The organism is Pseudomonas sp. LS-2 (genome assembly GCF_003605735.1).
Lineage (GTDB): Bacteria > Pseudomonadota > Gammaproteobacteria > Pseudomonadales > Pseudomonadaceae > Aquipseudomonas.
Window position 1 is genome coordinate 607,135 of record NZ_QXTJ01000039.1, and the last position, 13,210, is coordinate 620,344.

Annotated in this window: 14 protein-coding genes; 10 read left to right on the forward strand and 4 right to left on the reverse strand. The window is 60.0% G+C overall.

The genetic code is table 11. From position 1 onward, the window contains the following. Nucleotides 1-191: 191 nt before the first annotated feature. Nucleotides 192-938, reverse strand: a complete 747-nt coding sequence (locus tag D3M70_RS24035; protein ID WP_120128094.1) for a LytTR family DNA-binding domain-containing protein — start codon at nucleotides 936-938, stop codon at nucleotides 192-194. Next, entirely contained in the window at nucleotides 935-2,017 is a 1,083-nt protein-coding gene (locus tag D3M70_RS24040; protein WP_120128095.1) for a sensor histidine kinase, read from the reverse strand. The genes D3M70_RS24035 and D3M70_RS24040 overlap by 4 nt, the downstream gene beginning before the upstream one ends. A 155-nt stretch (nucleotides 2,018-2,172) precedes the next feature. Between D3M70_RS24040 and argH the strand changes: the two genes are divergently transcribed. From argH to D3M70_RS24060, 4 genes are all read left to right on the forward strand, one after another. After that, a complete protein-coding gene (argH, locus tag D3M70_RS24045) occupies nucleotides 2,173-3,567 on the forward strand; it encodes an argininosuccinate lyase (protein WP_120128096.1) in 1,395 nt (464 codons plus the stop codon). 61 nt (nucleotides 3,568-3,628) lie between these two features. Further along, entirely contained in the window at nucleotides 3,629-3,922 is a 294-nt protein-coding gene (locus D3M70_RS24050; protein ID WP_120128097.1) for a hypothetical protein, read from the forward strand. Between the two features lie 291 nt (nucleotides 3,923-4,213). Further along, nucleotides 4,214-4,462: a TIGR02647 family protein gene (locus D3M70_RS24055; protein ID WP_062379696.1), complete on the forward strand. Its 249-nt coding sequence runs from the start codon at nucleotides 4,214-4,216 to the stop codon at nucleotides 4,460-4,462. Between the two features lie 203 nt (nucleotides 4,463-4,665). Beyond that, nucleotides 4,666-7,527: a class I adenylate cyclase gene (locus D3M70_RS24060; RefSeq protein WP_120128098.1), complete on the forward strand. Its 2,862-nt coding sequence runs from the start codon at nucleotides 4,666-4,668 to the stop codon at nucleotides 7,525-7,527. A 151-nt stretch (nucleotides 7,528-7,678) separates the two neighbouring features. Here D3M70_RS24060 and D3M70_RS24065 read toward each other — a convergent pair whose 3' ends face one another. Together D3M70_RS24065 and cyaY are read right to left on the reverse strand one after the other, a co-directional pair. Continuing rightward, nucleotides 7,679-7,897: a DUF1289 domain-containing protein gene (locus D3M70_RS24065; RefSeq protein ID WP_120128099.1), complete on the reverse strand. Its 219-nt coding sequence runs from the start codon at nucleotides 7,895-7,897 to the stop codon at nucleotides 7,679-7,681. Beyond that, a complete protein-coding gene (cyaY, locus tag D3M70_RS24070; protein WP_120128100.1) occupies nucleotides 7,894-8,253 on the reverse strand; it encodes an iron donor protein CyaY in 360 nt (119 codons plus the stop codon). The genes D3M70_RS24065 and cyaY overlap by 4 nt, the downstream gene beginning before the upstream one ends. Nucleotides 8,254-8,492: 239 nt before the next feature. Here cyaY and D3M70_RS24075 point away from each other — a divergent pair, with 239 nt between their 5' ends. The 6 genes from D3M70_RS24075 to D3M70_RS24100 are packed head-to-tail and all read left to right on the forward strand — an operon-like array spanning nucleotide 8,493 to nucleotide 13,085. After that, nucleotides 8,493-8,648: a lipoprotein gene (locus D3M70_RS24075; RefSeq protein WP_120128101.1), complete on the forward strand. Its 156-nt coding sequence runs from the start codon at nucleotides 8,493-8,495 to the stop codon at nucleotides 8,646-8,648. A 9-nt stretch (nucleotides 8,649-8,657) separates the two neighbouring features. Beyond that, on the forward strand, nucleotides 8,658-9,905 hold the full coding sequence (gene lysA / locus D3M70_RS24080) for a diaminopimelate decarboxylase (protein ID WP_120128102.1): 1,248 nt from the start codon (nucleotides 8,658-8,660) through the stop codon (nucleotides 9,903-9,905). A 4-nt stretch (nucleotides 9,906-9,909) separates the two neighbouring features. Beyond that, nucleotides 9,910-10,740, forward strand: coding sequence for a diaminopimelate epimerase (gene dapF, locus D3M70_RS24085; RefSeq protein ID WP_120128103.1), 831 nt, complete (start codon nucleotides 9,910-9,912; stop codon nucleotides 10,738-10,740). 13 nt (nucleotides 10,741-10,753) lie between these two features. Beyond that, nucleotides 10,754-11,491 (forward strand): DUF484 family protein, encoded by a 738-nt coding sequence (locus tag D3M70_RS24090; protein ID WP_120128104.1) that lies wholly within the window; start codon nucleotides 10,754-10,756, stop codon nucleotides 11,489-11,491. Nucleotides 11,492-11,493: 2 nt separating this feature from the next. Then, on the forward strand, nucleotides 11,494-12,393 hold the full coding sequence (xerC, locus tag D3M70_RS24095; protein ID WP_120128105.1) for a tyrosine recombinase XerC: 900 nt from the start codon (nucleotides 11,494-11,496) through the stop codon (nucleotides 12,391-12,393). Further along, the gene (locus D3M70_RS24100) at nucleotides 12,390-13,085 is read left to right on the forward strand and encodes an HAD family hydrolase (RefSeq protein ID WP_120128106.1); all 696 of its coding nucleotides are present in this window, start codon (nucleotides 12,390-12,392) and stop codon (nucleotides 13,083-13,085) included. The genes xerC and D3M70_RS24100 overlap by 4 nt, the downstream gene beginning before the upstream one ends. Nucleotides 13,086-13,210 lie beyond the last annotated feature (125 nt).

The window sequence follows — 13,210 nt, forward strand, 5'->3', positions numbered from 1 at the left end:
TCAATCGACGCACTGACGCCATGTGACGGCGTGTCGCCGTCAGAGCTGATCACGACACTGTGCGTCATGACAGGGGTCGATCCGTTCCAGCACGGCGTGCCGGCGGTGACACCCTTCAAAACGCTACCGCCGGCAAGCCACGCTGCCACAGAGGATCAACATAGAAGTGAGCACGCGCCGAACCCAAATCCCTATAACTGCTGCATCATCTTGCGCACACCGGCAACATGCCGGCGGCTGACGATCAGCGCATCGCCATTGAGCCCTTTGAGGAACAGCTGAAAGTGCCCCAACGGCGTGCGCTGCAGGCGTTCGATGCGATCACGGGCCACCAGCGCGTTACGGTGAATCCGCACGAAGCGATCACCGAACTCGTCTTCCAGTGCCTTGAGTGGCTCATCAAGCAACACTTCGCCGTCCTCATGGCGCAAGGTCACGTATTTGTGATCAGCGATGAAATAGATCACATGATCCAGCGGGATCAGCTCGATCCCCTTGCGGGTCCGGGCACTGATGTGGGTGCGTGGACCGTTGCCGCTTTCTGCAGCAGGCCGGGTCATGGCTGCCAGTTGCACGCGGTTCGGCCGTTCGGCCTTACGCAGGGCTTCGAGCAGGTTCTCCGGACGCACCGGTTTGACCAGATAACCCACGGCACTGACCTGGAAAGCCTCCAGGGCAAACTCGTCATGGGCCGTGCAGAAAACCACGGCTGGCGGTGTATCGCGTTCGCACAACCTGGCTGCCACTTGCAGCCCGTCAAGACCCGGCATGCGGATGTCGAGTAACACCACATCGGGTTTGAGACTATCGATCAGCGTCAAGGCTTCTTCGCCATTGGTGGCGCTGGGTTCAAGGACCCGATAACCCTCAAGATCACCGACCATTCGGCCCAGGCGTTCGCGGGCTAGGGGTTCGTCATCAACGATCAGGACATTCATATTGCTCTGGCTTCCTGCGTGAGTCTCGCACAAGGATAGCGTAGACAGGTGAAGTGACGACCGTCACGGCGCTCCACGCTCAGACTCGCGAGAGGGCCAAAAAGTGCCGTGAGGCGGGCGCCGATATTTGCCAAGGCCTGCTGAGTGCCGCTTGAAGTCTGCCGCGGCGCGACTTCTTCATAGGGATTACTGACGCGCAATATGAATACTCCCCGTTCGTAGTCCGCCTCGACCCGGACCACACCGCCTTCGACACTGGGCGCGATACCGTAAATCAATGCGTTCTCAAGTAATGGCTGCAAGGTTAGCTGGGGAATCGGCAAGTCGTCGGGAATTGCACTGACGTCCCAGTCCAACTGTAGACGCTCGCCAAGTCGATATTGCTCAATCGATAGATAACGTTTGGCCAACTCCAGTTCTTCGCGCCACGTGGTCAGGCTGCCGGGCTTTCCCAGACTGGCGCGAAACAGGTCCGACAGGTCCAACACTGCCTGTTCGGCCTTGTTCGGGTCCGTGGCGACCAGACTGGCAATGCTGTTTAGCGTGTTGAACAGAAAATGCGGCCGGATACGCGCCTGCAATGACTCGATCCTGGCCCGCAGCTCCGCCTGTTGCTGTTTGCGCCACTGACTTTGCAGATAAAAGTAGCGCAACATCAGCGCCGACATGATCAAGGCTATCAATGAGTAACGAAGATAGCGCTCGATGACACCATCGACGGGCGTCGTGACTGCCAACTGACAATAGTCAGTGACGGCTGTACACAGCAAGGTGACCGCCATGACCAGAAAACATCCGATGGCGCCGGCAACACCTGCCTGAAGTCGGGCAAGCCACGGGCGCAAGCCACACAGCAACGCGGCAGAAAGCAGCACGATCCACTGCACGAACAGCGATATCAGCGCCAGTCTCACCCAATCGAAACCCGGACGCATCGGCTCGACCAATACCAGCACCAATACCAACAGCTCTGCCAGCACGACCAGAACCAGCAGCGCCTGCGGCAGGCACAGCTCCGGGAGGAAGAACTCTTTGCCGGGCGAAGCGCTCTGGCCCGGATTGTTGCGCTCGTTTTGCATGGCTCCAGTCTCCGCGCTCGCACCCCGGCGGGCAAGCTGTCCGGAATAAAAAACCGGCAATGCTGTTATCATCGCCCGCGCCTTTTAAAATCGGCCAAGTCACTTTTCACCAAACAGTCATCAGCACAGTAATCAGCAGAGCAGCGAGCGAATCCATGAGCACCGACAAGACCAACCAGTCCTGGGGCGGCCGCTTCAGTGAACCCGTCGACGCCTTCGTCGCGCGCTTCACCGCCTCCGTCACCTTCGACCAACGCCTCTATCGCCACGACATCATGGGCTCGGTTGCCCACGCCACGATGCTGGCCAAGGTCGGCGTGCTGACCGATGCCGAGCGCGACACCATCATCGATGGCCTGAAAACCATTCAGGGCGAAATCGAGGCCGGCTCTTTCGACTGGCGTGTGGACCTGGAAGACGTGCACATGAACATCGAGGCGCGTCTGACCGACCGCATCGGTATCACTGGCAAGAAACTGCACACTGGCCGTAGCCGCAACGACCAGGTCGCCACCGACATCCGCCTGTGGCTGCGTGACGAAATCGACCTGATCCTGGCTGAGATCACTCGGCTGCAAGAAGGCCTGCTGGGCCTGGCCGAGCGCGAAGCCGACACCATCATGCCGGGCTTCACTCACCTGCAGACCGCACAGCCGGTGACCTTCGGGCATCACATGCTGGCCTGGTTCGAGATGCTTAGCCGCGATTACGAGCGCCTGGTCGACTGCCGCAAGCGCACCAACCGCATGCCATTGGGCAGCGCTGCGTTGGCGGGCACCACTTACCCCATCGACCGCGAACTCACCTGCCAGTTACTGGGCTTCGAAGCCGTGGGCGGCAACTCGCTGGACAGCGTGTCGGATCGCGACTTCGCCATCGAATTCTGCTCGGCAGCGAGCATTGCGATGATGCACCTGTCGCGCTTCTCCGAAGAGCTGGTGCTGTGGACCAGTGCGCAGTTCCAGTTCATTGATTTGCCAGACCGCTTTTGCACCGGCAGCTCGATCATGCCGCAAAAGAAAAACCCGGACGTCCCGGAGCTGGTCCGTGGCAAGAGCGGCCGCGTGTTCGGCGCCCTTATGGGCCTGCTGACCTTGATGAAGGGCCAGCCTCTGGCCTACAACAAGGACAACCAGGAAGACAAAGAGCCGCTGTTCGACGCCGCCGACACGCTGCGTGACTCGCTGCGCGCCTTCGCCGACATGATTCCTGCGATCAAGCCAAAGCACGCGATCATGCGTGAAGCGGCCTTGCGCGGTTTCTCCACCGCGACCGACCTGGCTGACTATCTGGTGCGCCGGGGCCTGCCGTTCCGTGACTGTCACGAGATCGTCGGCCATGCCGTGAAATACGGCGTGGAAACCGGTAAGGATCTGGCGGAAATGACCCTGGAGGAATTGCGCCAGTTCAGTGATCAGATCGAGCAGGACGTGTTCGCCGTGTTGACTCTGGAAGGCTCGGTCAACGCCCGCAACCACATCGGCGGTACCGCGCCTGCGCAGGTAACGGCTGCCGTGGGGCGTGGCAAGCAATTGCTGGCCAACCGTTAAGCGATACCGAGCGGGCCGCCCCGGAGGGCGGCCCCATTCATTTCCAGGACCCGAGAACACCATGAGCGACAAGATCGACAACGACGAAGAAGAGTTCGCTGAATCGACCCTGATCCAGGCCATCGAAAACCAGATCGAAAGCGATAACCCACCTGCCGCCAAAGCCACGTTCAACAAGCTGACGCTGGTCGGTTATGAGCGCGACGACATCCTTGAGATGATGGCCCACGTCCTGGCCGTCGAGATCGACGGGATTCTTGAAGAAGACCGCCCGTTCAACACTGAGTGGTACGAAAAAGCCCTGCGCGCCCTGCCAGAGATGCCACCGGGTGTGAAGCTGGACGAAGGCGAGTAACTCCCCTCCGGTTTTCGACTCATATCCCAAGCCGCTGGGTGATAGATAGCAGCACGGCTTGCCGGCGGTAGCGGTTTGGAGAACGTCACCACCGCCAAGCCGTGCTGCTACAAGGGTGATCGTCAGTTCCAATCCCCCCGCTCCCCGCCATCTGACGACCGGCCAGATACTTTCGGCAAAACCTCCAGACCCTAACTACACTCCAGATGCCCCGCTGCCGCGTGACCTACGGGGCTGTCACGTCTGCGATTCGTTCGCCGCGTCATCAATTAGAAAAAGTCTGGAGCACCTATGTCGTTTACCCCTGAATTGGTTGCCGAACTGGAAATCCTGTCACTGTTCAACCTGAGCAATACCCAGGAGGGCCTCAAAGTCCACCACGTGGCTGCTCCCACCGCTGTCGCTGCTGCCAAAAGACTCTTCGAGAAAGGCCTGACCACTCAGGTCGACGGGGGCTATCTGACCAGTCTGGGACTGGATGCCGCCGAACACGCACAATCGCTGCTGATCATTCTCACCACTGCACAGGAAGCGGCCTGAAATCGCCGATCGCGAAACCTTTGCCCGGATGCATGAAATAAAGGTTTCGCGAACCCTTCATTTGTAAGATGCTGCGCCGATAAAAATCTGGTGCCAGAAAAAAGACATCCAGCCGCGTTGACGACAGCCGCCTGATGCTGACTCTTCTTTGCTGTCGCCTTGCTCGCCACCCCAGCAGTGCCGTTCGTCGGCCTTGAGTCGCGATGACGCGTAGTTTTGAAATCCGCCCTGATCTGGATGAGGGCATCGACCGCAAGGTTCTCAGCCAGCTCCGCAACCGCTTCCTGTCCCTGAATGAAGGGCGGCTCGGTCGTGCCAACGAAGGCCTGTCCACACGCCAGCAATCGGTCCTCACCCTGCTGCCGCTGTTCTTCCACGTCAATCATCCGCTGCTGCCTGGCTATGTCTCCGGCGCCACGCCCGCCGGTGTCTCGAACTACGAACCCGACGCCCAGGCCCTTGCCGAAGCGCAGCGCCTGACGCGCTCGTTCTCCTATCGCCCCAGGCGCGGCAATGCTGCGCAGCCGATCCACGGAATTTTCCTGATGGGCAGCCTTGGCACACTCGCCCAGGCCGATCAGAGCGACATGGACGTATGGATCTGTCACGACACGGACCTTTCCCCCGAAGAAGTGCTGGAGCTGCGCAAGAAGTGCCAGACACTGGAAACATGGGCCGCCACCATGGGCGCAGAAGCGCATTTCTTCCTCATTGATCCCGAGCGCTTCGTGCTGGGGGAGCGTGACGCACAGCTCAGCGGCGAAGATTGCGGAACAACTCAGCATTACCTGCTCCTCGACGAGTTTTACCGTACGGCCATCTGGCTTGCCGGTCGCACCCCCATGTGGTGGCTGGTCCCGGTCTATGAAGAAGCGCGCTACGCCGAATACACCCATACGCTGATCTCCAAGCGCTTCATTCGGGCAGATGAAGTCATCGACTTGGGCAACATGTCGCACATTCCGCCGGGCGAGTTCATCGGAGCCGGGCTGTGGCATTTGTTCAAGGGTATCGACTCCCCTTACAAGTCAGTGCTCAAGCTACTGCTGACGGAGGTCTACGCCAGCGAACACCCCCAGGTCCAGTGCCTGAGCATGCGCTTCAAACAGCAGGTATTCGCCAACTCCACGGACCTCGACGAGCTGGACCCATACATGATGGTCTACCGCCGAATCGAGGAGTACCTGCGCCATCGCGGCGAACAGGAGCGCCTGGAGCTGGTGCGTCGCAGCCTGTACCTGAAAGTGAACAAAAGGCTCACCGGGCTGCCACGCCAACGCTCCACCAGTTGGCAACGGTTGCTGCTGGAACGTCTGGCGAAGGAATGGAAATGGGACGAACGCCAACTGGCGCTGCTCGACAGTCGCAGCCAATGGAAAGTACGTCAGGTGTCCAGCGAGCGCCGCGCACTGGTCAGTGAACTCAATTACAGCTATCGCTTCCTGACTCAGTTCGCTCGCACGCAGAACGCTGTCAGTTCGATCAACAAACGCGATCTCAACGTACTGGGACGCCGCCTCTACGCGGCCTTCGAGCGCAAGGCGGGCAAGGTCGAATTCGTCAATCCGGGCATCGCCCCGGATCTGGCCGAGGACACGCTTACCTTGGTGCAATCACCCAACAAGCGCGAACCCGGCAAATATCAGTGGGGCTTGTACAACGGCAATCTCGGGGTCCATGAGTGGGAGGCCTTTGCGCCAATCAAGCGCAGTCGAGAACTGTTGGAACTGTTGACCTGGTGCCATCGCAACAACGTGATCGACAGTACCACCCGCCTCGCACTCCACCCCGGTACCAGCGATCTGACCGAGTTCGAGTTGTTCAATCTTCAGGGCGCGCTACAGCAAAGCATCCCGCTACCCCTGGAAATGGTCCACGAAGACGCGCTGCTCAGGCCGAGTGTGCCGAGCGAAGTTCTGCTGCTGGTCAATGTGGGGGTCGATCCGCTCAAGCATCACAAGGACTTGAACATCCTGATGACCACCGAGCGCACCGACTCCTTGAGCTACGCCGGGGTCAGGGAGAATCTGGTGCTGACCTTCGACCAGATCACCCTCAATAGCTGGAACGAGGTACTGGTCAACCGCTTCGACGGCCCTCACGCGCTGCTCGATTGCATGACCGACTTGCTCAACAACCTGCCCGAGAGCTCGCCCAAGCCGGTCATTCGAGTACGCTGCTTCTGCCACAACCGCGCGCCCGCCATTGCGCAACGGGTCGAGGAGTTGATCAGTACCGCGCAATTGCTGCTGACGCGGCGGCTGAATCATCGTTACCTGATTCAGGTGGAGCAGCGCTATCACGTATTGGAAATGACACCAGGCCAAGTCAGTCACGTCTCGCTTGAAACGTTGCCTGCGCTCTACGAATATCTGGGCGAAGAACTGCCGGGTTACAGCCCGATTCATCTTGATCCGCAAGCGCTGGATGACAGTGATCTGTCGCTGATCATTCCCCATGGTCAGCCGGAATGCATTCAGGTGTTCTACCGCATCAGCGAACCTCACGCGGACCTGTACGTGCTCGATGAACACAATGCGCTGTGGCATCAGCGACTGCCGTATCACGATGAGCCCAGCCTGCTGATGCCACTGCAGCGGTTTCTGCATTCGTTGATGTATCGCCGTGGCGCACTGCTGCCGCTGGACAACCCGCTGGAGCCTTCGTCGCTGGAAACCCTGTATTACCGCGTTACCCCGGACGGCGCCGGTCGCGCGCGGCGAGTCGAACAACGCCTGGCACCGGTCATGCCGACCGACAAACCGTTCTATGACGTACAGGCCATCGTCGAAGAAGCTTCACCGGGACAGGTCAGCGTCACCCTGTATTGCGACGGTATGGAGTTCTCCGAGCTGGAATTCGGCGAGCAACTCTTCAGCGTTGTGGCGCGGCAGATTCTCGACCAGCGCAGCGAGCCACAGCGCTATCGCTGCTACATCACCGACCTTGATCTGTCTGGGATATTGGCTGATACGCAAGGGCAGACGATCCTGTTCCTGCGCTACAAGGCCGAGCTTGAGAAGTCGTTGAATGAGGCGATGGATGAGGCGATGGATGAGGCTTGATGGGCGTTCTACTCGGCATCATGGCTGACGCAAGACCCAGTAGGAGTGAGCTTGCTCGCGAGAGGCCGGCGCATCCAGTACATGTTCAGAGGCCGAAGTCAGTATTCGCGAGCAAGCTCACTCGTACAGGGGGGGCGAATTCATCAGAGGTTCAGCGGCTCGCCCGGCGCTGATCAGCCTGGCGCACGATCTCTCGCCTGCGCTCATCCGTCGCTGCGCGCCACTGACGGATGTCTTCGACGTGGCGCCAGCACCCTGTACAGACTTTATGCTCATCGAGCCGACATACGCTGATGCAGGGTGAAGGCACGGCCGGGCTGACGTTACTGAACAGCGGCTTCGGCGCTTTGACAGATGTCGCGTTGGTCACTGCCGGTTTCCGTCTTCATGACCATCGATGGCATCGAATTCGATTTCAACATCGGCCTGCTTCAACGCCAGACGATGAAGCATCTCGCCCAACAGCTCTTCGGTCTTGTCGCAAACCCAGCGCTTCTCTTCTTCGTCGTAATCGAAATGGAAACCGCCAGCGACCGCTGCCAGCCAGAGCTGACGCAGAGGCTCCTGGCGGCTGAAGATGAACTGCGTGCCGTTTTCGAATTTTACGGTCAGCACACCGGCCGAACTCTCAAGGTCCAGATCCAGATCGCTCTCGTCGAAGATATCCTCAAGCTGCTCTTGGGTGGCATCAACCAGGTCGTGAAAGCGGGCTTCGGTCAAACTCATTGCAGGAACCTCGAAAGTGTCTACGGATGGCGCAGCGACGCAAGATACGGTCGCTCCCCGGCAATTGCAAAGCATACCCGCCCTTTTGCCGCGCGCCGCGCCAAAAAACCGCACGCTCACTGCCCGCTCATCCGGTGCGTGCGTCAAAGCCCCGCCGGACGGGAACTCCAGCGCATAGGCAATCTGTCGGGTGGTCGGTATACTCGGGCGCAATTAATGCTTATACAAAGGATTTCGCCATGAAGCGCCTGATTTCCTCACTGGCCGCGCTCCTCGCTGTAGCGTGCCTGGTCTCTGCCTGCGGTCAAAAAGGTCCGCTGTACCTGCCCGACGACGACTCGTCGGACGGCAGCAGCCAGACCAAATCGCACTCGCACAAGCACTCGACCTACTAGGGATCAGCCATGGACGCCTTCAACTACCGCGACGGTGAGCTGTTCGCGGAGGGAGTTGCATTGTCTGCCATTGCCGAGCGCTTCGGCACGCCGACTTATGTCTACTCTCGCGCGCACATTGAAGCGCAATACCGCGCTTACGCGGATGCCCTGAGCGGCACGCCGCATCTGGTCTGCTTCGCCGTCAAAGCCAACTCCAACCTGGGTGTACTCAATGTCCTGGCGCGTCTGGGCGCCGGTTTCGACATCGTTTCCCGTGGTGAGCTGGAGCGTGTACTGGCAGCAGGCGGTCAGGCCGACAAGATCGTGTTCTCCGGGGTCGGAAAGACCCGTGACGACATGCGTCGTGCGCTGGAAGTCGGCGTTCATTGCTTCAACGTCGAGTCCACCGACGAGCTGGAACGCCTGCAGCTCGTGGCCGCCGAAATGGGCGTACGCGCGCCGGTTTCCCTGCGCGTTAACCCGGACGTCGATGCGGGCACCCACCCCTACATCTCCACCGGTCTCAAGGAAAACAAGTTCGGCATCGCGATCGCTGATGCCGAAGACGTGTATATCCGCGCCGCTCAGTTGCCAAATCTGGAAGTGATCGGGGTCGATTGCCACATCGGTTCGCAACTGACCACGCTGTCGCCATTCGTCGACGCGCTGGATCGTCTGCTCGATCTCGTCGACCGCCTCGGCGATTGCGGCATCCAGCTGCGTCACCTGGATCTGGGTGGCGGTCTGGGCGTGCGTTACCGCGACGAAGAGCCGCCATTGGCTGGCGACTACATCAAGGCTGTGCGCGAGCGGCTGGACGGCCGTGACCTGGCGCTGATGTTCGAACCAGGCCGCTTCATCGTCGCCAACGCAGGCGTGCTGCTGACGCGCGTCGAATACCTCAAGCACACCGAACACAAGGACTTCGCCATCGTCGACGCAGCGATGAACGACCTTATCCGCCCGGCGCTGTATCAGGCGTGGATGGATGTAACAGCAGTCCAGCCTCGCGATGGTGCTCCTCGCAATTACGACATCGTCGGCCCGATCTGCGAAACCGGGGATTTCCTTGCCAAGGAGCGCGAACTCGCTCTGGCCGAAGGTGATCTGCTGGCCGTGCACTCCGCTGGCGCCTATGGCTTCGTCATGAGTTCCAACTACAACACCCGCGGACGTACCGCCGAGGTGCTGGTCGATGGCGATCAAGCGTTCGAAGTGCGTCGTCGTGAAACCGTGACTGAGCTGTTTGCCGGCGAAAGCCTGCTGCCGGAGTAATCCCATGCTGCTGCGTTTTACCAAGATGCATGGCCTGGGCAACGACTTCATGGTGCTGGACCTCGTGAGCCAGCACGCGCACATTCTGCCCAAGCACGCCAAGCAATGGGGCGATCGGCACACCGGTATCGGTTTCGATCAACTGCTGCTGGTTGAAGCGCCAAGCAACCCGGACGTGGACTTTCGCTACCGGATTTTCAATTCCGATGGTTCCGAAGTCGAACAGTGCGGCAACGGCGCGCGCTGCTTTGCCCGCTTCGTGCTGGACAAGCGTCTGACGGCAAAGAAACAGATTCGCGTCGAGACCAAGAGCGGCATCATCGAACTGGACATCCGCAACGATGGCCAGATCAGCGTCGACATGGGCGCGCCGCGCCTGGTGCCCGCTGACATTCCTTTCGACGCACCACAACAGGCCATCAGTTATTCGCTGGATGTCGAAGGTGAGACCATCGAACTGGCCGCCGTGTCGATGGGCAATCCCCATGCGGTGTTGCGGGTTTACGACATCAATAATGCGCCCGTTCACAGCCTTGGCCCGAAGATCGAAAACCACCCGCGCTTTCCTGCCCGAGTGAACGTCGGATTCCTGCACGTCGTCGACCGCCAGCGCGCACAATTGCGGGTCTGGGAGCGCGGCGCCGGTGAAACACAAGCCTGCGGAACAGGCGCTTGCGCAGCTGCCGTTGCGGCCATCAGCCAAGGCTGGATGGATTCGCCACTGCTGATCGATCTGCCTGGCGGGCGCCTGTCCATCGAGTGGGCCGGCCCAGGTCATCCGGTCTTGATGACCGGCCCGGCCGTCCGGGTTTACGAAGGCCAAGTACGTCTATGAGTGAGAGTATCCAATGACCGACCAGCCTCAGACTTCAACCGACACGCCCAGCGAATCGCCTGCCGATCACGCAGTGCCAGCCCTTGAAGCAGAGGCAGTCGCTGCGTGGTTGCAACAACACCCAGACTTCTTCGCCGAGCATGACGAACTGCTCAGCGCGATGCGCATTCCTCATCAGCGAGGCGACACCGTTTCGCTGGTCGAGCGTCAGCTCAAACTGCTGCGCGAACGCAACATCGAGATGCGCCATCGCCTGTCGCAGCTAATGGACGTGGCTCGTGACAATGATCGTCTCTTCGAAAAAACCCGCCGTTTGATCCTGACGCTGATGGACGCCACCAGCCTGGAAGAAATCGTCATCGCAGTGGAAGACAGCCTGCGTCAGGAATTTCAGGTGCCTTTCGTGAGCCTGATCCTGTTCAGCGACAACCCGATGACTGTCGGTCGCTGGGTCAGTAGCGCGGACGCACAGAAAGCCATTGGCGGCCTGATTTCCGGTGGTAAAACCGTGAGCGGCGCATTGCGTGAGCATGAGCTGGAGTTCCTGTTCGGCGCCGACCAGAGCAAGGAAGTCGGTTCGACCGCCATCGCCGCGCTCAGTCATCAAGGGCTGCACGGCGTACTTGCCATCGGCAGCCGTGATCCGCAGCACTACAAAAGCTCCGTGGGCACGCTGTTTCTCAGTTACATCGCCGACGTATTGAGCCGCCTGTTGCCGCGCTTCACCAACGCCTTGCGCTCGGTTCGCTAGTCATGGAACGACAGCTGGACGCCTACTGCACGCACTTGCGCAGTGAGCGCCAAGTGTCGAGTCACACGCTGCAGGCGTATCGCCGCGACCTCAGCAAGGTGCTGGGCTATTGCGAAAAGCAGAACATCGACAGCTGGCAGGCGCTTGATATCCAGTCGATGCGCGGCCTCGTCGCTCGTCTGCACTCGCAGGGTCAGTCCTCACGCAGTATCGCCAGGCTGCTCTCGGCAGTCCGCGGTTTCTATCACTACCTGAACCGCGAAGGCATGTGTGAGCACGACCCGGCCAATGGCCTGTCGCCCCCCAAAGGCGAGCGACGCCTGCCCAAGACCCTCGACGCCGACCGCACACTGCAGTTGCTCGAAGGCGGCGTCGAAGACGAATTCCTCGCGCGCCGCGATCACGCGATTCTCGAACTGTTCTACTCATCAGGTCTGCGCCTGTCCGAACTGACGGGTTTGAATTGCGAGCAACTGGACCTCGCTGACGGGCTGATTCAGGTCCTCGGCAAAGGCAGCAAGACTCGCGTACTTCCAGTGGGGAGGAAAGCCCGTGAGGCGTTGGAGCAATGGTTGAAACAGCGCGCCCTGGCCAACCCTCAGGACGATGCGGTGTTCGTCAGTCAGCAAGGCAGACGCCTCGGCCCGCGCTCGATCCAGCTTCGAGTCAAGGCTGCCGGCGAACGGGAGCTGGGCCAGAACCTGCACCCGCACATGCTGCGCCATTCCTTCGCCAGTCACTTGCTGGAGTCCTCGCAGGATCTGCGTGCTGTACAGGAATTGCTCGGCCATGCTGATATCACGACGACCCAGATCTACACCCATCTGGACTTTCAGCACCTGGCAACCGTGTACGACAGCGCCCACCCAAGGGCCAAACGCAAGGATTCTTCAGACACATGAGCATCAAGCTGGTTACCTTCGATCTGGACGACACCCTGTGGGAAACCGCGCCGGCCATTGTCAGCGCCGAAACCATGCTGCGCGACTGGCTGGCCGAGCACGCACCTAAACTGGGACCGGTTCCGGTGGAGCATCTGTGGGAAATCCGCGCGCGACTGGTCGAAGCCGACCCGAGCTTCAAGCACCGAATCAGTGCACTGCGCCGCCGAGTCCTGTTTTTGGCGCTGGAGGATGCAGGTTATGCACATCCTGAGGCTCAGGATCTGGCAGATCGCAGTTTCGAGATATTCCTGCAAGGACGGCACCAGCTGGACATCTTCCCCGAGGTCGTGCCGACGCTGGAACTGCTCACCAAACAGTACACGCTGGGCGTGGTCACTAACGGCAACGCCGACGTAGGTCGTCTGGGCCTGGCAGACTATTTCGCGTTTGCGCTATGCGCCGAAGATCTGGGCATCGGCAAGCCGGACCCTGCGCCTTTCCTTGAGGCCTTGAAACGCGGCAAGGCCGACGCTGGCAACGCAGTGCATGTCGGCGATCACCCCGGCGATGACATAGCCGGTGCGCAGCAGGCCGGTATGCGGGCCATCTGGTACAACCCGAGCGGCAAGGTCTGGGAAGCGGATCAATTGCCGGATGCGCAGATCAATAGCCTGTCGCAGTTGCCTGGGGTTTTGGCGAGGTGGGGTTGAGGTGGGGTTGAGATCGCTACGCTGATCCCGCAGGGCATCCGAGTCAGCATTCCAGGCCAAACGCAAAAAAGCCAAATCCAAACCAAAAAAAAGCCCGCAGCGACAGCGGGCTTTTTTTCAGGAGG